This is a genomic window from Ruegeria sp. CH2, assembly GCF_056537065.1.
The window spans coordinates 118,139-136,121 of the sequence record NZ_JBQFQV010000001.1; the positions used below are offsets into that span (position 1 = coordinate 118,139).

The following is a 17,983-nucleotide window of genomic DNA, read 5'->3' on the forward strand; positions in this document are numbered from 1 at the left end:
ACTGGCATTTTTCCCAAGATCACGTCATTCACGGTGAAATGAGCGAAATTAAGCATAACACGCATTCAGCGGACGCGCAGACCCGATTTGATCTGCACAAAACCGTGGTTCTGGTGGGCATGATGGGGGCCGGTAAGACGGCCGTGGGCCGCGCTTTGGCCGCGCGTCTGGGTGTTCCCTTTCTGGATAGTGATGCTGAAATCGAATCAGCCGCCAACATGACCATCCCCGAAATCTTTGAGCGGGACGGGGAGCCGTTTTTTCGCACCAAGGAAACACAGGTCATCAGCCGCCTGCTGGACGAAAAAAAAGGCATCCTTTCAACGGGTGGCGGGGCGTTTCTTCAGCCTGACAACCGGCGTTTGATCACCTTGCGTGGGGCGTCTGTCTGGTTGCGGGCAGACCTGAAAGTTTTGTGGAGCCGAGTTCGCCACAAGGACACGCGCCCGCTGCTTCGTACCGCTGATCCTTTTGCGACTTTGAAAGCCCTCTACGAGGCGCGTGTTCCGGTTTACGCCGAGGCGGATCTGATCGTGGATTCAGATGGCGAAACTTCGATCGAGAATATGGTGGACCGGGTTGTCGACGCCTTGTTGGCGCGCCCTGATGTTTTGGAAATCAGATAATGCATCAAACAGTACACGTTGAACTTGGCGACAGGTCATATAACGTTGAGATCGGTCCGGATCTTCTGGCGCGCGCGGGCGATTGGATTGCACCGCTATTGGCGCGTCCTAAGGTGGCCGTCCTGACAGATGAAAATGTCGCTGATCTGCATCTGGAAACGCTGCGTGCGGGTCTGAAAACCACCGGGATCGAAATGTCCGCGCTGGCCTTACCCGCCGGAGAGGCAACAAAAAGCTGGCCACATTTCGAACGCGCGGTTGAGTGGCTGTTGACTGAAAAGGTTGAACGCAGCGACGTTGTTGTGGCCCTTGGTGGTGGGGTAATTGGTGATCTTGCCGGCTTTGCCGCAGCCGTTCTGCGCCGAGGTGTTCGGTTCGTACAAATCCCCACGTCTTTGCTGGCGCAGGTCGACAGCTCTGTCGGGGGGAAAACAGGGATCAACGCCCCTCAGGGGAAGAACCTGATCGGCGCTTTTCATCAGCCATCGCTGGTTCTGGCCGATACATCTGTGTTGCAGACCATGTCCCAGAGGGACTTTCTTTCAGGGTATGGCGAAGTGGTGAAATACGGCTTGCTTGGGGATGCTGATTTCTTTGAATGGCTTGAGGCGAACGGGCGAAGTGTGTCTTCAGGCGACATGGCCGCACGTGTGCGTGCGGTAACCCGCTCGGTTCAGATGAAAGCCGATATCGTGGCCCGGGATGAAACCGAACAAGGTGACCGCGCCCTGCTGAATCTGGGGCACACCTTCTGCCATGCCTTGGAGGCCGCCACAGGGTATTCCGACCGTCTTTTGCATGGCGAGGGCGTGGCCATCGGCTGTGCACTTGCGTTCGAGCTTTCGTCCCGCCTTGGCCTGTGTTCACAAGAGGACCCAAGCCGGGTACGCGCACATCTGCGGGCGATGGGCATGAAAACGGATCTGGCTGATATTCCGGGCGAATTGCCAAGTGCCGAGGTGCTGGTGGATCTGATGGGGCAGGACAAAAAAGTCGTGGACGGCCAACTGCGGTTTATCCTGGCCCACGGAATTGGTCAGGCATATGTGACTTCGGATGTGCCGAAGGATGCGGTCTTGTCGGTTCTGTCGGACGCTCTCGCCCCGGTGTGACGCAAGGGGTTAACGACCCTGAATGACCATCAGCTCGCCGATGTTTTCGCGGGTTATGTAACCGATCATGCGACCGCCATGGGTCAGAACTGCAATGGCCGGCGCCCCATTGTGCAGGTGTTCCAGCACGTCCTCAAGGCCGGTTGTCAGCAGGACTGTGGGGACGTTTGTATCCATGATCGAGGTCGCGGGTGCGGTTCTGGGCTGGTCGCTTGCAAGGGCGGTGAACAGGCGATCGCGTGTCACAAAGCCCAGCAACGTGTGATTTGGGTCCAGTATCGGAAATTCGTGCTGCGTGGTGTGAATGACGGCTTGTGCAGCTGTGCTCAGCGTATCACTGGGAGAAAGTGCGTGAAACTCGGTGATCATCGCGTCACGGGCCAGAACACGACGAACCGCAGATCGCAAAGCGACTTCCTGGCTTTCTGCATTGGCTGCAAAGAACACGAATACGGCGATCAATACCAGAATTGGATTGCCAGAGCTCAGCCCTAGAAATCCAAACCCGATGGCGACAACCTGGCCACCAACGGCTGCAATTCGGGTGGCTTTGACACGATTCATGCGTAAACACAGTAGGGCGCGAAAGACGCGGCCTCCGTCCATTGGGAAGGCCGGGATCAAGTTGAAGATGGCCAAAAGCAGATTGATATAGGCCAGCTTGTCCACAATCCTCACATTTGGTGACTCCAATTGCGCGAGGGTCTCAAGCGGCATACCTGCGCCAAGCGCGGCAAGGCCAATAAAGATAGCGATATTCACTGCCGGACCCGCAAGCGCCACCAGAACCTCTTGCATCGGTTTTTCCGGCATTCTCTCAAGCCGGGCCAGGCCGCCGATGGGCAGAAGGGTGATGTCGGGGGTTTTGATGCCATAGCGCCGCGCCATAAGGGCGTGACCGAACTCATGCGCGACAACGCAGGCAAACAGCGCCAGAACAAAGAGAAGGTTCTCAATCGCGGCTGGCATTCCACCGGCTGAGAAAGCGGCAAAACCGACCCAAGCGAGCAGCAGAAAAAAGGTGACATGGACCCTCAGTTCGGACCCGAGCAATCGGCCGAGAGAGAAGGACCATGTCATGTTGTTTCTCCGTTTTACTTAGAACGGAATCTCGTCGTCGTCGATTCCGCCCGATGCGGGCGCCGGAGAGCTGGATGGACCGCCATAGGGGTCACCGTAACCGCCACCGGCCTGGCCGCCACCATAACCGCCGCCGCTGCCGCCACCGCCTTCACTACGACCGTCCAACAGGGTCAGTTCCCCGCGATAGGGGCGCAAGACAACCTCGGTCGTATAACGATCCTGACCGGACTGATCCTGCCATTTGCGGGTTTCCAGCTGGCCTTCGATATAAACCTTGCTGCCCTTGCGCAGATATTGCTCGGCGATGCGGGCCAGCGGTTCCGAGAAGATGGCAACCGAATGCCACTCTGTCCGTTCACGACGTTCACCCGTGTTGCGGTCTTTCCAGTTTTCCGAGGTGGCAATGCGCAGGTTGCACACTTTGCCACCGTTCTGGAACGACCGGACTTCGGGGTCGCGGCCAAGATTTCCCACCAGAATGACCTTGTTGACTGAACCCGCCATGTAAATCCTCGTTCTGTTCTGCGTAAACGCGCCGAATCTGGCGCAATGAGTTTCGTGAGACCCTATACGGCCTGCATCATGGTTGAAAACAGTTGATACAACACTGTCGAACAAGAGTCTTACTGTACTATTTACCAAGCTTTCATTTTTTGCGGGAATACCTATACTCCCACTGGTTTTGATCGAGCAGGATAAGCAAAGATGCGTTCTTGGGTTGCTGGGTTTTCCGTTGCCTGCCTTGTATTGGCCGTTGCGCCGGTGCAGGCACAAACATTGTCCAGCAAAAGCCGCAAGGATATTTTCCTGAAACAGGCGAAGGTTCTGGATTCTCGTGCGGCAACCCAGTACCGCGACTCGGCCCGGCTGAAACCCAAAACAACGCGCGATCAGGTCAGCAAACGATATTCAGGAAAATATCGCGGAGAGTATCTGGAAATCGCGCGGCGTGTTGCCCGCCTTCACAACATCCCTGAAGATCTGTTCTTGCGTCTCGTGCAGCAGGAAAGTGGATGGAACCCTCAGGCGAAGTCACATAAAGGTGCGTTGGGATTGGCGCAACTTATGCCACAAACGGCCGAGCTTTTGGGCGTAAACCCGCATGATCCCAAGCAAAACCTCGAAGGCGGTGCCAGATATCTGTCCTGGCAATACCGCAAGTTCAAATCGTGGCCTTTGGCGCTGGCGGCCTATAACGCGGGGCCTGATGCGGTTGAAAAGCATGGTGGTATCCCGCCGTACAAGGAAACCCAGAACTACGTGAAGGTTATCTGGGGCGGCTGAAACCGATGCTGCGCCGCAGAGTGTCGTATTCTTGATTCAGTGTAACGCCTCCAACTAACCTGACAGGGTATCGCCCAGTAACTGGTGAGGCCCCTTATGCCTGCTGATCACCCGCAGATTTCCAAAGAAACGCTGGCAAACTGGCAGCAACTTGTTGATCTGGTCGCAGAACTGGCCGACGTGCCCGCAAGCCTGATCATGAAAACCGACGCGCCGGATCATGCGGTTTTGATCACATCCGATCACCCCGAGAATCCATATCCGGTCGGTCTGAGTTTCCAGTTGAACCCCAAGCTATATTGCCAGGGTGTTCTGGAGCGTGACGGAGAGTTGGTGGTCGAAGACGCCAAATGTGATCCGGTTTGGGCGGACAACGACGACCTGGAACACGGAATGACCTTTTACATCGGCTTACCGCTGAAATGGCCCGATGGATCGGTGTTCGGCACAATCTGTGTTCTGGACCGTAAACAGAACCGGCGGGCCTTGTTGTTCCGAGAGGGGCTGGCGCAGTTCGCGCGCATGGTCGAGTCGGATTTGGCTTTGTTGCAAGAGGTTTATCTGAGACGAGCGTTGGAGGAGAAACTGAACGAAACACTTGCCCAGCTTGAAACGCGTGTTTCGGATCGAACCCGAGAGTTGCAGGAGACGAACACAGCGTTGCGCGTATTGCTCTCAAGTCTCGACGATGACCGCAAGAACCGGGATCACGAAATCGTCGAGCAGGTTCGTAGCAGAGTTTTGCCGTATCTTGAAAAGGTTCGGGCGCAGATTTCCGGCGACGAGGCGCAATTTGTCTATCTTGAGCTGGCCGAAAAGAACCTGAACGAGATCACGTCTTCGCTGTCTGACAAGTTGACGGATGCCTTCGCGGCAATGACCCCGACCGAAATGGAAATTGCACAGATGGTCATGTTTGGGAAAACCACAAAGGACATTGCCAAGGCCCTGTCCCGAGAGACGTCGACAATCGATTTTCACCGCAACAACATTCGCCGAAAACTAGGACTTGAGGGACGGGATCAAAACCTGCGCAGTCATTTGCTCTCGATTTCGTGAATGCCGAATATGGGGATTGCCCCCATATTTCACCCCCATTTTTTCGGTCTGAGCCGATGTGCTTTGGCTTGTTACCCTCTGGGATGAGGTTCCGAAAAACGGCGCACGTCCAACAGAGAGGTACAAAGATATGGATCGCAAGGATCTGAAACCGACCATCCTGAAAGGGGACAGGGATCATCTGGCACCGGGGTTGTCTCGGCGGTCATTTTTCATGGCGGCAGGTGCTGCCGGTGTTGGCGCGACAGCTTCAGTGCTGGGGGCAAAACCGGCCGAGGCGCAATCTCAAGCCTGGTTGCAGCCAGGAAACAATAACCACGTGATCGACCTGCAGGGATCGACGGGTCAGGCCAGTGCCGGAGTTGTCGGTATCGACTATTATGGCCATTGCGCCATCAAGATCACCTCGCCCAACGGCGCAACGGTCCTGTTCGACCCCTGGCGTGATGACCCGTCGGGCGCATGGGGGCTTTGGTTCCGCAATGAATTCCCCCAGATCTCGGTGGACATTACCTTGTCGACACATGCGCATTTCGATCACGACGCGATCGAACGACCAAGCTCGACCATGGTGCTGGACAGGATGGTGGGCAATTTCGAGTTCGCCGATATCAAGATCACCGGTTTTGCAGATAAACATGCCTGCGTGGCGCCGGGGTGGTACAACTGGACCAATGCACTGGCCGAGTTTGGGGTCGAAGCCTGCCCACCGAACAATGTGGGTCATATGGATATGGTGGTCTATCTGGTGGAAACAGGCGGCATTCGTACGCTGATCTGGGGTGATAATCGCCACAATCCGCCTCAGGAGTTTTGGGACGCCGTCGGACAGGTCGATGTTCTGACCCTTCCGGTAGACGGGTCGCAACATATCCTGAGTTTCGATCAGGGTAATGACATCGTGGCCAAGCTAAAGCCCAAGATCATTATCCCAACTCATTACCTGAACGAAGTCACATCTTATACGCTGACCACGCTGCAATCAGCAGACGAGTGGGTAAAGGGACAGCAAAGCTATCAGATGCTTGACAGTGCCAGCCTGAAACTGGAGGCCGGAGAGATTGCTGGTATGAACCAGGAGTTCATGCATTTCGGCAACAATGTCATGACCGGCTGAGAGTCTTACAGGGAACCACCACTCACAGGCGCCGCCAGTTTCCTCGTGAAACGCGGCGCTCACAGAAAGGGCCGGTCAACGACCGGCCCTTTCCAGTGAAGATCCGCAAACCTACTCGGCCGCGACTTTGATCACGGGTTGCATCCGTGCCAGCACCTCTTCGGACAAGTGGCACTTCACCTGATGACCCTCGGCCAATGTCTGCACCGGTGGCACATGTGACTCGCAGCGGCCGTCAGGCACTTCGGATTTCCAGCGACACCGTGTCTGGAACGGGCATCCCGGTGGCGGGTTCATGGCTGAAGGAATATCACCTTCCAGTACGATGTGCTGCTTTTCGACCGATGTATCGGCGATGGGAACAGCACTCAGAAGCGCTTCGGTATAAGGGTGGTAGGGGGGGGCAAAAACCTGATCAGTTGTGCCCAGCTCGACCACGTGGCCCAGATACATCACCATCACTCGGTCGCTGAGGTATCGCACGATGGAAAGGTCATGGCTGATGAACAGCAACGTGGTTTTGTGCTCGCGCTGAATTTCCATCAGCAGGTCGGTCACCGCAGCTTGCACCGAAACGTCCAGTGCCGATACGGGCTCGTCGGCTACCACAATGCGCGCATCGCCGGCAAAGGCGCGCGCGATACCTACGCGCTGCTTCTGGCCACCCGACAGCTGACGCGGCATTCTGTCGGCAAAGGCGCGCGGCAGTTTTACCAGATCCAGCAGCTCCAGCATCCGCTTCTTGCGCTCGGCCTCGGAATTGCCAACACCGAAGATTTCCAATGCCCGGATGATCTGGCGCCCAACGGTCATCGACGGGTTCAGCGTGTCGAACGGGTTCTGAAACACCATCTGAACTTCACCAACGGTCTTTGCGTCGCGCTCTTCTATGGGCACCTGTTCGATATTGCGGTTGTCCAGAAGAATCTGCCCGTCCGTGGCCGTCTCAAGACCCATGAGAACTTTGGCAAAGGTGGACTTGCCGCAACCGGATTCGCCCACAATGGCCAACGTCTCGGATTCATGCGCCTCGAAACTGAGCGTTTCGTTTGCCTTCACAACCTTCTTTTCGCCACCGCCGAACAGGGCATTTGCTGCAACCTCATAGTATTTCTTGAGGTTGTCCATCTTCAGAACGACCCTGCCGATCTCACCTTTCTCTTTCTGTTCACCCACCGTGATTGGTGCGTTCCAGTCAATCTCTTTGAATTTAAGGCAACGGGTATGGTGCCGGTCATTTCCGGGCACCGCCTCCATCAGGATGTCCTTGGCGTCACAGCGACCCTCTTCGAAATAGTCGCAGCGCGGACCAAAGTTACAACCAGGGGGCCGCTCATGGGGTAGGGGAAAGTTCCCCGGTATAGCCACCAGCGGGCGCGAATTCTTGTCGGCCCCCGGCAGCGGGATCGACCGGAACAGGGCCTGCGTGTAAGGATGCTGCATCTCGTCAAACACATCCTTGATCGAGCCGCGCTCGACTGCCTCACCCGAATACATCACGCAAAGCCGGTCGCAGGTTTCCAGAACCAGACCGAGGTTGTGCGAAATGAACAGCATCGAAGTGCCGTATTTCTTGCCCAGATCCTTCACCAGCTCGACCACGGCAGCCTCAACCGTCACGTCAAGTGCCGTTGTTGGTTCGTCAAGGATCAGCAGCGCCGGTTTCGACATCAAGGCCATCGCGATCACGATGCGCTGCTGTTGACCGCCTGACAGCTGGTGCGGGAACGAGTTGAGCATTCGCTCGGGGTCCGGCAAGCGCACATCGGTGACAACTTCCAGCGCGCGCGAATACGCTTCTTCCGCGCTGACGCCCTCGTGAATCATGGGCACTTCCATCAGCTGCTTACCGATCTTCATTGCCGGGTTCAGTGAGGCCATCGGCTCCTGATAGATCATCGCGATCTCATTGCCGCGTATGTCGCGCAATTCGTCTGAACTCATTTCCGCCAGATCACGACCCTTGAACTTGATCGTACCACCAACGATGCGACCGTTTTTGCCAAGGTCCTGCATGACACCCAGCGCCACCGTGGATTTGCCGCAACCGGATTCACCGACCAGACCAACAGCTTCACCGGGTTGCACACTGACAGAGAAATCCATCACGGCCGGAATTTCCCGCAGGCGGGTAAAGAAGGAAATCGACAGCTTGTCGATCTCAAGGATCGGGCCGTCATAATCCGCCATCTTGCTCATCTTGTATCTCCTCGCCAGATCGAGGGGATCCTCTTCATCTGGCTAAAAATATCTCGGGGGGTCCGGGGGGCTGGCCCCCCGGTCGCTTTCACATCAGTCTTTCAGACTTTCTTCGCGCAACCCGTCGGCCAGCAGGTTCAGACCCAGAACCAGCGTCAACAAGGCCAGCGCGGGTGGCAGAGCAGGGTGCAGGTAGATCGACAAAAGCTTGCGCCCCTCGTTGATCGTCGACCCCCAGTCAGGGCTTTCAGGTGGCAGGCCCAGACCAAAGAAACCTAAGGTTCCCAGTAGGATGGTGGTATAGCCAATACGCAGACAGAAATCGACGATCAGCGGGCCGCGCGCGTTGGGTAGGATTTCCCACAACATGATGTACCACGGACCTTCGCCACGGGTTTGTGCTGCCGCCACGTAGTCCCGTGTTTTGATGTCCAGCGCCAGTCCGCGCACGATGCGGAACACGGTCGGCGAATTCACAAAGACCACCGAGACAAAGACCACCAGAATACCGCCTGGAATATCGAACAGATCCAGATAGGTCGGCAGCCCCCAGATACGATAGGCGTCGGTATTGATGATGTAGCCACCGGTCGAAATCAGAGACAGGTAGAACCAACCCGCTACCCCCAAAACTCCGATCAGCAGCGGTGTTCGGAAGTTCGGTCTGGTATAGTAGCGTGAGTTCAGCAGCACACCTAGGAAGATGATCGGGAATACGAACAAGACGGCCGCCATATAGTTCGGTACACCGGTCGCAACGATCTCGGGCGTGACCAGCAGATAGAACAGCAGGATCACCGGGAAGGCCAGGATCAGGTTCGCAAGGAACGACAGCAAAGTATCCAGCCGACCACCATAATAGCCTGCCGGAAGACCCAGCGTGATGCCAACCATGAAGGCAAACATCGTGGCAAGCGGGGCGATCTGAACAACAATCCATGCCCCTTTGACCATGCGGCTGAACACATCGCGCGCCAGATTGTCGCCACCCAGCAGATACCAGGCGTATTGACCGTCCTCTAGATTGGAAAGTGGCGTACCTGGCACTTTGTTCTTCATGCCCGAAACCTGCGACAGCGGGTCATGCGTGACGATCAAATCCATCGCGCCGAATACTCCGGTGAAAACCCAGAACATTACAAGGCCAAAGCCGATCATGCCGATGGGACTGTCAAACAGTTTGCCGTAGAGGCCAAGCTTGCGTTTGAAAGCGATCGACATGGCATAAAGGATGATCAACGACACCTATACGGGCAAAAACTGCTGGGACATGGCGCCAATAATCCCGGCGCTTGTGCCCATTAGTACGCCCAGTACGATATAGGCGAGCGCGATTCCGACACTGGCCAAGAAACTGTAGCGCAGTGCAAGTTGTATCAGTGTCCGCAGGCCCGAGCTTGAGCTCAACGTACCGTCCGGGTTCACCGTCATCTGGTCTTCGGGCAGCACGATGCTGGCCAGCATCCAGACGGCAATTGACAAGACCATTAGCGCAAGGCCAAGGGCAAAAAGCGGGTTCAGGAAGGCGATAGAGCCGGTCCAGGTAAGTGGTTCCATGATCTAACCCTCCTTAAGAAATGCGGATGCGCGGGTTGAGGTAGACATAGCCGATATCCGAAATCAGCTGGGTCACCAGCACCACAAAGACCGACACGACCGAAATCGCCAGCAACAGCTGAATGTCGTTATTGCCTGCGGCCTGAACCAGCGCCCAGCCGAAGCCCTTGTAGTTGAACAGGGTCTCGACGATCACTACACCATTCAGCAGCCAGGGGAACTGCAGCATGATGACGGTGAACGGTGCGATCAGCGCGTTACGCAACGCGTGCTTCATGACGATATTCGGGAACGAGACACCCTTAAGGCGCGCGGTGCGGATATATTGCGCCGTCATCACTTCGGTCATCGAGGCGCGGGTCATCCGTGCAATATAGCCCATCCCATAAAGCGCAATGGTCAGGACCGGCAGGAAGAAGTTCTCAAAGGTCGGGTTCTCCATCGCTTGCGTGGCCGTGCCTTTGAACCACTTCAAACCAACTGCGGATGAGGTGAAGATCGCGATAAAGATCACGCCCGAGACATATTCCGGCGTCGCCGTCGTTGTGATGGCGAAGGTCGACAACGTCCTGTCAGTGGCAGATCCTTCTTTCATTCCTGCCAAAACACCAAGGATCAACGCAGACGGAACCATCAGCAACATGACCCAGAGCATCAGACGACCAGTCAGAGCCAACCGGTTCCCAACAACGGTGGAAACCTCTTCCTTGAAGACAGTCGAATAGCCCCAATACCCTTGCAGGATTCCGCAGAAATTCGGAGATTCTTCGGCGGTTTTGCCCGGCAGAATGCATCTTCCCTGAACGGTTCCGTCTTCATTCGTGTAACGATAAGAGGGCAGGACACCCAGCCATTCGCCGTATTTTATCGGAGTGGATTGGAGGTAACCATTTTTGCTCAGGTAGCTCTCAACCTGTTCATCCGACATCCGAAAGTTGCCCTGCGTTTTCGCCAGCTTCTCGAGGTTAGGATAGAGGTTGGTTAAGAAGAAAACCAGGAATGTCAGACACAATGCCGTCAACAGCATGATGCCAACGCGCCTTAGAATGAAAAGTCCCATATTTGCCCCTGTGGGTCGGCTAGCGCGGGTTTCATGGAACGCCACGCTTAGCTGTTATTATTTGTTCGTCGCATTCAGGACGAAGAGGCCGCGCCGGGGTGGCGCGGCCTTTTGCTTTTTCGCTCAGGACGTGAAGCCGAACTTATAAAGCTGCGGCAGGTCAGCGATATGCTTTTCAACACCTACCAAATTGTCGCGGTGATGGCGCATCGCTGTCCGCCAGTAAGGCTGGATCGTAACACCTTCGTCGATCATGATCGCCTGCAGTTTGGCCATTACTTCGCGGCGCTTATCTACGTCGGCGATCGAGTTCGCTTCGGACAGCAGGGCGTCGAACTCTGCATTGGCGAAACCTGATTCATTCCAGGCAACGCCTGACTTGTAGGCCAGCGCCAGAACCTGCGTACCCAATGGGCGGTGGTTCCAGTTCGTCGACGAGAAGGCGTATTTCGTCCAGTCGTTCCAGAAGGTCGATCCCGGCAGAACTGTATGCTTGGCCTTGATACCCGCGTCGTTCAGTTGCGCTACAACCGCTGCCGTAGTGTTACGGCGCCAGTCATCGTCGATCGATTGAACTTCGTGCTCAAAGTCACCCATACCCGCTTCATCCATCAGGGCTTTCGCCCCGGCAGGATCGTACGGGATGCGAGTCACGGCCGAGTCATGTTCGGGGTGCATCGGCCCGACATGGCAGTTGTCAGCCGGAATGCCGTAGCCTGACATGCCCAGCTCCAGGCACACTTCGTTGTCCACCGCCATGGCCAAAGCCTGACGAACGCGCTTGTCGCCATAGATCTTGTTGCCGTTTTCGTCTTCGGCCAACTGGTTCGGGCGGATAACGATGGTGAAGCCCGACGGGATTTCCGAGCGCACAAGCCCAATTCCGTCGAAGATGTCGACGAATTCGCCAACAGATTCCCAGTTCATGTCGATCTCTTCGGCCTCATAAGCCGCAAGGAATGCAGCCGGGTCAGTGCCGTAGTCGATGAACTCGATGCGGTCGATATAGCCGCCTTTTCCGGCCTCATATCCCCACCAGTCGAAGCCTTCGTTGCGCACCAGCACGCCTTTAACGCCAACTTCGTGGCTGTCAGGCAGCATGAAACCTGTGCCGACCGGGTTTGAAAGCATGTCGTTCGCATCGAAGCTGCTATGAACGATAGGAGCGGGATAGTCCGCCATGCCCGGGATGATCGTGATGTCAGGCGCGTTGCACTTCAGTTTGACAGTATGGGAGTCGACAACGGTGATTGCGCCGTCCGCAGCTTTCTGAGTGCTTTCGTCGATAAGCGACGCCATACGCGATGCCATCGAGTTGCCTTCCAGACCAGCGTCACACCATCCTTCGATGTTGCGGGCCACGTCTTCGGCTGTGAAGTCATCGCCATTGTTCCACTTTACGCCCTTGCGAACGTTCAATGTGTATTCGGTGGCGTCGGCGTTGGCTTCCCAGCTTTCCAGCAGCATTGGCTTGAACGAGCCGTCGTTGTTGTATTCAACTAGGTACTCCAGCCAGCCTGCTGTGAAAGTGGCAATTTGCGTCCAGTCATAGGTTCGCGGATCTTTGAGCGCGCGCACTTCCATCTGGTAGCGGATGGTACCACCGCGCTGCGGCTCTTGTGCCGCCGCAGGCGATTGCAGACCGATCAAACCATAGGCCGTCGGTACAGCGACACCCAGCGCCGTCGCGCGGACCAGAAATTCCCGGCGGCTAAGCTTGCCGTCACGGTATTCCTGCGCGTGCATCTCGGCCGCCCAGTGCACCTTGTCGTTGGTGATTGCCGTATTGGTCATAAATGTCTCCCTGTGACATTGATTTTGTTGATTTGTTCTTGTTCTAAGCGACGCGGGCTTGTCCGGTCGAAAGAAAGAAGGATTCCGGTTTTTGGACTCTGTGCATCCCCATGCCGCCATTCGGCACCAGAAATCACTCAACGTCAACGTTCGGAATCGACATAAAATGCACAAAAACGACGTTACCGCATTGTTGATATTTCGATAGGGATATACCTATATGACACACCGCAGGGGGAGCCTCTTGCGGAATTTCGATGTCAAATTACTGATAAAAGACGAGAAACTTCTTCTTTATCTGTTGATCAAATTGCTTTCGCTATCAAATCCAGCGGAATGAACAACACCAGATATCACTTTGAGAAATCGACGTGATTCCATGTTTTCATTCTTGCCCGAAACCACGTGCGTTGACGTTTGGCAAATTGCCGGGTCGAGATCGTGGCCCGTTCACGGGCCTGATCCAACGTCATCATTCCATCCAGATAGGCCATAAGTTCTGGCACGCCAATGGCTTTGCAGGCGGGAAGAACGGGGTCGAAACGATCCCGCATGGCGCGTACTTCGTCGATTGCGCCCAGCTCCAGCATCTGATCAAAACGGCGTTCAATCCGATCCAGAAGCCACGTTTTGTCGACGTCAAAAACGATAGGAACCGCATCATCCAGCCGTAAAATTGGCGGTGGCGTATCGGCCTGCCAAGATAACAGGCTGCGACCAGTGGCGCGCTGCACTTCCCAAGCGCGCTGCACGCGCGCGCGGTTCTGCATATCCAGGCCAGACAGTGTCTGTTCGTCGACCCCGGCGACAAGCTCAGAAACGGTCAGCAAGTCTGCTTCGGCCCGCACCTGCGCTGGGGTCGCAGGAATTTCGGCCATGCCTTCGGTCAGGGCCGAGAAATACAATCCTGTCCCGCCGACAATGATTGGCCGCTGGCCCCCGGTTAGCAGTGGCACCACTTCTCGCAGCCAGTGACCGGCAGAATAGTCCTGATCATAGGCGATGTGACCATAGAGCAGATGCGGCACGCGTGTTTCTTCTTCGACAGATGGTCGGGCCGAGATCACTCGCCAGCAGTCATAGACCTGACTTGCGTCTGCATTGACGACGACCCCGCCATGCCGTTCGGCGATCTCCAGCGCCAGTGCTGATTTCCCGGATGCCGTCGGCCCTGCAATCAGGACAGGTTTGTCGTCGGGAATAGGGGGTAATTGCTGAAATATCGCGTCTGTTGATCGCCGGGTCATATGCGGTTGCCTCAATCCTCACCAACCGCATTGAACCTGCGGAGCTTTTGCTTCATTTTGCGCCGGAAATTAACCCCGTGCCAGCCCGGAGCGCAACATGAGCCTTTCCCCGTCTTCTGAAACTGCCGAAACCCCGAAAACCACATACAAACGTGTCATGTTGAAAATTTCAGGAGAGGCATTGATGGGGGATCAGGGCTTTGGCCTGCACCCGCCGACAGTTCAACGCATCGCGCAAGAGGTGAAATCGGTTCACGATCTGGGCGTTGAGATCTGCATGGTTATCGGTGGCGGAAACATTTTCCGGGGCCTGAGTGGATCTGCTCAGGGTATGGAGCGGACGACAGCAGACTATATGGGGATGTTGGCCACGGTGATGAACGCACTGGGTATGCAATCTGCCCTGGAAGAGATTGGGGTGTTCACCAGGGTCATTTCGGCCATTCGCATGGATGAAGTGTGCGAGCCGTATATCCGCCGCCGCGCCGTACGACACCTTGAAAAGAAAAGGGTTTGCATCTTTGCGGCCGGTACCGGCAACCCGTATTTCACCACCGACACCGCGGCGACCTTGCGCGCCAATGAAATGGCGTGTGAGGCGATTTTCATGGGCAAGAACGGTGTCGACGGCGTTTACGACAAGGATCCCAAACAACATGCCGACGCGGTGCGTTATGACACGGTCACCTATGACGACGTTCTAGCCAAGCGGTTGCGGGTCATGGATGCGTCAGCCATCGCGCTGGCGCGTGACAACAACCTGCCTCTGATCGTCTTTGGTCTGGATGAGCCCGGTGGTTTCCGTGGAATTCTTGCAGGCGAGGGGACATATACCAAAGTTCAGGGTTGAGACCCGAACGAGACCTGCCCCAGAGTGTTAGAAATTCAGCCCCGGCAACCCCGCCGGGCTTTTTCTTTTGCTTCAGCTTGACGGTCGCGGATGGTGCTGTCTAAGTAGCGTTGTCCTTCCGAAGTGAAGGGCTGCCCGGTGTTTCGTCAGCCCATGGCGCAAGCACAGGCTGGGCTGGAAGACCTGCCATGATTTCTGAGATGTCCGGAAACATGAGCGGGCATCTTGTTGATATGACAGCACAACTAAGGAGCAATGAGGCATGAGCTCTCTGGATATCGATTTCGTTCGGGCACAGTTTCCGGCTTTTTCCGAACCCAGCCTGAAAGGACAGGCGTTTTTTGAGAATGCGGGCGGGTCATATACCTGCAAGCCGGTGATCGACCGGTTGACGCGGTTCTATACGCAGCGAAAGGTTCAGCCCTACGCCCCTTATGAGGCCAGCCGTCTTGCAGGTGCCGAGATGGATGAGGCACGCGTGCGCATGGCCGCCATCCTGGGTGTTGAAACCGATGAGCTGAGCTTTGGCCCTTCGACGACACAGAATACCTATGTTTTGGCACAGGCGTTCAGGCAATGGATGAAACCTGGCGAGGCGATTGTCGTGACCAATCAGGATCACGAGGCAAATTCGGGCCCATGGCGTCGTCTGGCCGAGGCAGGGATTGAAGTGCGGGAGTGGCAGATCGATCCTGAAACCGGATCACTGAACCCGCAGGATCTGGAAAACATGCTGGACGAAAAAGTGCGACTGGTCTGTTTCCCGCATTGTTCCAATGTGGTGGGAGAGATAAACCCGGTCACCGAGATCACTGCGATTGCCCACGCGGCCGGCGCATTTGTCTGCGTGGACGGCGTATCTTACGCCCCGCATGGGTTTCCGAACGTTGGTGATCTGGGGCCGGATATCTACCTGTTTTCGGCCTATAAAACCTACGGCCCGCATCAGGGGTGCATGGTCATTCGCCGAACACTGGGAGAGTTACTGCCCAACCAAGCGCATTATTTCAACGCTGACGTTCTGTATAAACGCTTTACCCCGGCGGGCCCGGATCATGCACAGATTGCTGCAAGTGCAGGTATGGCCGATTACGTCGAGCTCTTGTGTGCTCATCACGGCGGGCCTGACATGGGCGCGGCAGAGCAGGGTGCCTTTGCTCATGATCTGATGCGCGCGCACGAGGTGTCCTTACTGCAGCCTGTTCTGGATGCGGTAAAGGATCGCAATGCGGTACGTCTGATCGGCACATCAGACGCCACCCGGCGCGCGCCGACTGTTGCGCTGTCGTTGAACCGCCCGGCTGAACCTGTTGCAGCGGAACTGGCGCAATACGGTGTTATGGCTGGTGGCGGCGACTTTTATGCTGTGCGCCCATTGCAAGCGATGGGAGTAGATCCGGCACAGGGCGTTTTGCGGGTCAGCTTTACGCATTACACCTCGCAGCAGGAGATTGATCAGCTTTTGGAGGCGCTTGAACGCGTTTTGTGATCCAGTTTCCGCCTGGATTCGTAGAATGAAGAAAACAACAGGGCGGAAATGGAATTCGAGCGGTCCCCAATCATCTTATGGTTCCGACGGGATCTGCGCCTGTCGGACCATTCGGCATTGACTGCTGCTGTTGCAAGCGGTCGTCCGATCATACCAGTCTTTGTTCATGACCCTCTTGTGCAACACCTTGGCGCGGCCCCGAAATGGCGGTTGGGGTTGGGTCTGGAGGTCTTTTGCGACGCTCTGACGAGGCTTGGTAGCCGTCTGATCCTGCGGCGTGGCGATGCGCTTGAGCAATTGCGGACACTTGTCAAAGAGACGGGCGCAAAGGCTGTCTATTGGTCGCGGGCCTATGATCCAGCGTCGATCAGACGCGATACACAGATCAAAACGGCGCTGTCCGAACTGGGTGTAAGCGCAAAGTCGTTTCCTGGTCATTTGCTTTTTGAGCCCTGGACAGTAGCAACAAAGCAGGGCCAGCCGTTTCGTGTCTACACCCCTATGTGGCGCGCGGTTCAGCGGCGGGACGTGCCAGCGCCGGATGCGTTGGTGTCACGCTTGGCGGGGCCTGCAACCTGGCCTTCCAGTGATAAACTGAGCACCTGGCATATGGGTGCGGACATGTACCGAGGCGCTGCAATCGTGCGCCCCTATGTCCAACCCGGCGAGAAGGCCGCCCGCGATCGACTTGAGCACTTTCTCGACCAAGTCCCCCGTTATTCCAATGACCGTGACCGGTTGGATCTGGACGGAACATCAAACCTGTCAGAATACCTTTCATTGGGCGAGATCGGGCCACGCACGGTCTGGCACAGGGTTCAACAGGCTGCGATGACGGGAACCCCCGGCGCCGAGGCATTTCTGCGGCAGTTGGTCTGGCGTGAGTTTGCCTATCACCTGATGTTTCACTCACCGCATCTGCTGACTGATAACTGGAAAGCGGAATGGGATGATTTCCCGTGGAATATCGATCCAGATCACCCTGAAGTTGCCGCCTGGAGGCAGGCCCGAACCGGAATTCCTGTCGTCGATGCTGGCCTGCGGCAGATGTATGTGACAGGCCGTATGCATAACCGGGCCCGGATGATTGTTGCCAGTTACCTGACCAAACATCTGATGACACACTGGAAAATCGGGATAAACTGGTTCGAGGATTGCCTGATTGACTGGGACCCAGCCTGTAACGCCATGGGCTGGCAGTGGGTTGCGGGATCAGGCCCCGATGCGTCGCCCTTCTTTCGTATATTCAACCCCGAAACGCAGGCGGAAAAGTTTGATCCGCAGGGGGCTTACATGCGGCGCTGGATCGCCGAAGGCCAGACGAAACCCAGTGACGTTGCACTTTCCTATTTCGCTGCGCTTCCCGGTTCATGGAACCTGTGTCCGCAGGCGGATTATCCCGAACCTGTCGTGAAACTGGCGGATGGACGAAACCGCGCCTTGCGTGCGTATGAAAGCCGAAAATCCCACTAAGGAACTGAAAACTTGCCAGAAACAAAATCGCGG

14 protein-coding genes and 1 pseudogene are annotated in these 17,983 nt (G+C 56.1%); 8 read left to right on the plus strand and 7 right to left on the minus strand.

What is annotated here, in order from left to right; translation table 11 throughout:
- Window positions 1–38 precede the first annotated feature (38 nt).
- Window positions 39–626 carry a shikimate kinase gene (locus ACR0M9_RS00555; RefSeq protein ID WP_480772617.1) on the plus strand — a complete coding sequence of 196 codons (588 nt, stop codon included), beginning with the start codon at window positions 39–41 and terminating at the stop codon, window positions 624–626.
- Window positions 626–1,738, plus strand: coding sequence for a 3-dehydroquinate synthase (aroB, locus tag ACR0M9_RS00560; protein ID WP_480772618.1), 1,113 nt, complete (start codon window positions 626–628; stop codon window positions 1,736–1,738). Before ACR0M9_RS00555 ends, aroB begins: the two co-directional genes overlap by 1 nt.
- Before the next feature lie 9 nt (window positions 1,739–1,747).
- On the opposite strand, the gene ACR0M9_RS00565 is transcribed toward aroB, so the two are convergent.
- Both ACR0M9_RS00565 and ssb read right to left on the minus strand, forming a co-directional pair.
- Window positions 1,748–2,818: a site-2 protease family protein gene (locus tag ACR0M9_RS00565; protein WP_480772619.1), complete on the minus strand. Its 1,071-nt coding sequence runs from the start codon at window positions 2,816–2,818 to the stop codon at window positions 1,748–1,750.
- Between the two features lie 18 nt (window positions 2,819–2,836).
- Entirely contained in the window at window positions 2,837–3,325 is a 489-nt protein-coding gene (gene ssb / locus ACR0M9_RS00570; RefSeq protein WP_209504119.1) for a single-stranded DNA-binding protein, read from the minus strand.
- Between the two features lie 201 nt (window positions 3,326–3,526).
- Between ssb and ACR0M9_RS00575 the strand changes: the two genes are divergently transcribed.
- The 3 genes from ACR0M9_RS00575 (at window position 3,527) to ACR0M9_RS00585 (ending at window position 6,281) form a co-directional block, all read left to right on the plus strand.
- Window positions 3,527–4,105 (plus strand): lytic transglycosylase domain-containing protein, encoded by a 579-nt coding sequence (locus ACR0M9_RS00575; protein WP_267363904.1) that lies wholly within the window; start codon window positions 3,527–3,529, stop codon window positions 4,103–4,105.
- A 96-nt stretch (window positions 4,106–4,201) separates the two neighbouring features.
- Window positions 4,202–5,164 (plus strand): LuxR C-terminal-related transcriptional regulator, encoded by a 963-nt coding sequence (locus ACR0M9_RS00580; RefSeq protein ID WP_480772620.1) that lies wholly within the window; start codon window positions 4,202–4,204, stop codon window positions 5,162–5,164.
- 130 nt (window positions 5,165–5,294) lie between these two features.
- Window positions 5,295–6,281 (plus strand): MBL fold metallo-hydrolase, encoded by a 987-nt coding sequence (locus tag ACR0M9_RS00585; protein ID WP_480772621.1) that lies wholly within the window; start codon window positions 5,295–5,297, stop codon window positions 6,279–6,281.
- A 111-nt stretch (window positions 6,282–6,392) separates the two neighbouring features.
- On the opposite strand, the gene ACR0M9_RS00590 is transcribed toward ACR0M9_RS00585, so the two are convergent.
- The 5 genes and pseudogenes from ACR0M9_RS00590 to miaA all read right to left on the minus strand — a co-directional run bounded on the left by ACR0M9_RS00590 (window position 6,393) and on the right by miaA (window position 14,138).
- Window positions 6,393–8,480 (minus strand): ABC transporter ATP-binding protein, encoded by a 2,088-nt coding sequence (locus ACR0M9_RS00590; protein WP_267363907.1) that lies wholly within the window; start codon window positions 8,478–8,480, stop codon window positions 6,393–6,395.
- Between the two features lie 93 nt (window positions 8,481–8,573).
- A pseudogene (locus tag ACR0M9_RS00595) lies at window positions 8,574–10,037 on the minus strand (ABC transporter permease).
- Between the two features lie 13 nt (window positions 10,038–10,050).
- Window positions 10,051–11,097, minus strand: coding sequence for an ABC transporter permease (locus ACR0M9_RS00600; protein ID WP_209504113.1), 1,047 nt, complete (start codon window positions 11,095–11,097; stop codon window positions 10,051–10,053).
- A gap of 123 nt (window positions 11,098–11,220) precedes the next feature.
- Window positions 11,221–12,891, minus strand: coding sequence for an ABC transporter substrate-binding protein (locus ACR0M9_RS00605; RefSeq protein ID WP_480772622.1), 1,671 nt, complete (start codon window positions 12,889–12,891; stop codon window positions 11,221–11,223).
- A gap of 353 nt (window positions 12,892–13,244) precedes the next feature.
- Window positions 13,245–14,138, minus strand: coding sequence for a tRNA (adenosine(37)-N6)-dimethylallyltransferase MiaA (gene miaA, locus ACR0M9_RS00610; RefSeq protein ID WP_480772623.1), 894 nt, complete (start codon window positions 14,136–14,138; stop codon window positions 13,245–13,247).
- A 97-nt stretch (window positions 14,139–14,235) separates the two neighbouring features.
- Between miaA and pyrH the strand changes: the two genes are divergently transcribed.
- The 3 genes from pyrH to ACR0M9_RS00625 all read left to right on the plus strand — a co-directional run bounded on the left by pyrH (window position 14,236) and on the right by ACR0M9_RS00625 (window position 17,950).
- Window positions 14,236–14,988 (plus strand): UMP kinase, encoded by a 753-nt coding sequence (gene pyrH, locus ACR0M9_RS00615; protein WP_209504110.1) that lies wholly within the window; start codon window positions 14,236–14,238, stop codon window positions 14,986–14,988.
- Window positions 14,989–15,250: 262 nt separating this feature from the next.
- Window positions 15,251–16,477: an aminotransferase class V-fold PLP-dependent enzyme gene (locus tag ACR0M9_RS00620; protein ID WP_480772624.1), complete on the plus strand. Its 1,227-nt coding sequence runs from the start codon at window positions 15,251–15,253 to the stop codon at window positions 16,475–16,477.
- Between the two features lie 48 nt (window positions 16,478–16,525).
- Window positions 16,526–17,950, plus strand: a complete 1,425-nt coding sequence (locus ACR0M9_RS00625) for a cryptochrome/photolyase family protein (RefSeq protein WP_480772625.1) — start codon at window positions 16,526–16,528, stop codon at window positions 17,948–17,950.
- Window positions 17,951–17,983 lie beyond the last annotated feature (33 nt).

Excerpts from the sequence above, each read along its gene's own strand:
- ACR0M9_RS00620 (WP_480772624.1), top strand. The coding sequence starts at position 15,251 with ATGAGCTCTCTGGATATCGATTTCGTTCGGGCACAGTTTCCGGCTTTT.
- ACR0M9_RS00625 (WP_480772625.1), top strand. The coding sequence starts at position 16,526 with ATGGAATTCGAGCGGTCCCCAATCATCTTATGGTTCCGACGGGATCTG.
- pyrH (WP_209504110.1), top strand. The coding sequence starts at position 14,236 with ATGAGCCTTTCCCCGTCTTCTGAAACTGCCGAAACCCCGAAAACCACA.
- ssb (WP_209504119.1), bottom strand. The coding sequence starts at position 3,325 with ATGGCGGGTTCAGTCAACAAGGTCATTCTGGTGGGAAATCTTGGCCGC.
- miaA (WP_480772623.1), bottom strand. The coding sequence starts at position 14,138 with ATGACCCGGCGATCAACAGACGCGATATTTCAGCAATTACCCCCTATT.
- ACR0M9_RS00565 (WP_480772619.1), bottom strand. The coding sequence starts at position 2,818 with ATGACATGGTCCTTCTCTCTCGGCCGATTGCTCGGGTCCGAACTGAGG.
- ACR0M9_RS00580 (WP_480772620.1), top strand. The coding sequence starts at position 4,202 with ATGCCTGCTGATCACCCGCAGATTTCCAAAGAAACGCTGGCAAACTGG.
- ACR0M9_RS00600 (WP_209504113.1), bottom strand. The coding sequence starts at position 11,097 with ATGGGACTTTTCATTCTAAGGCGCGTTGGCATCATGCTGTTGACGGCA.
- ACR0M9_RS00590 (WP_267363907.1), bottom strand. The coding sequence starts at position 8,480 with ATGAGCAAGATGGCGGATTATGACGGCCCGATCCTTGAGATCGACAAG.
- ACR0M9_RS00555 (WP_480772617.1), top strand. The coding sequence starts at position 39 with ATGAGCGAAATTAAGCATAACACGCATTCAGCGGACGCGCAGACCCGA.
- ACR0M9_RS00605 (WP_480772622.1), bottom strand. The coding sequence starts at position 12,891 with ATGACCAATACGGCAATCACCAACGACAAGGTGCACTGGGCGGCCGAG.
- ACR0M9_RS00575 (WP_267363904.1), top strand. The coding sequence starts at position 3,527 with ATGCGTTCTTGGGTTGCTGGGTTTTCCGTTGCCTGCCTTGTATTGGCC.
- aroB (WP_480772618.1), top strand. The coding sequence starts at position 626 with ATGCATCAAACAGTACACGTTGAACTTGGCGACAGGTCATATAACGTT.
- ACR0M9_RS00585 (WP_480772621.1), top strand. The coding sequence starts at position 5,295 with ATGGATCGCAAGGATCTGAAACCGACCATCCTGAAAGGGGACAGGGAT.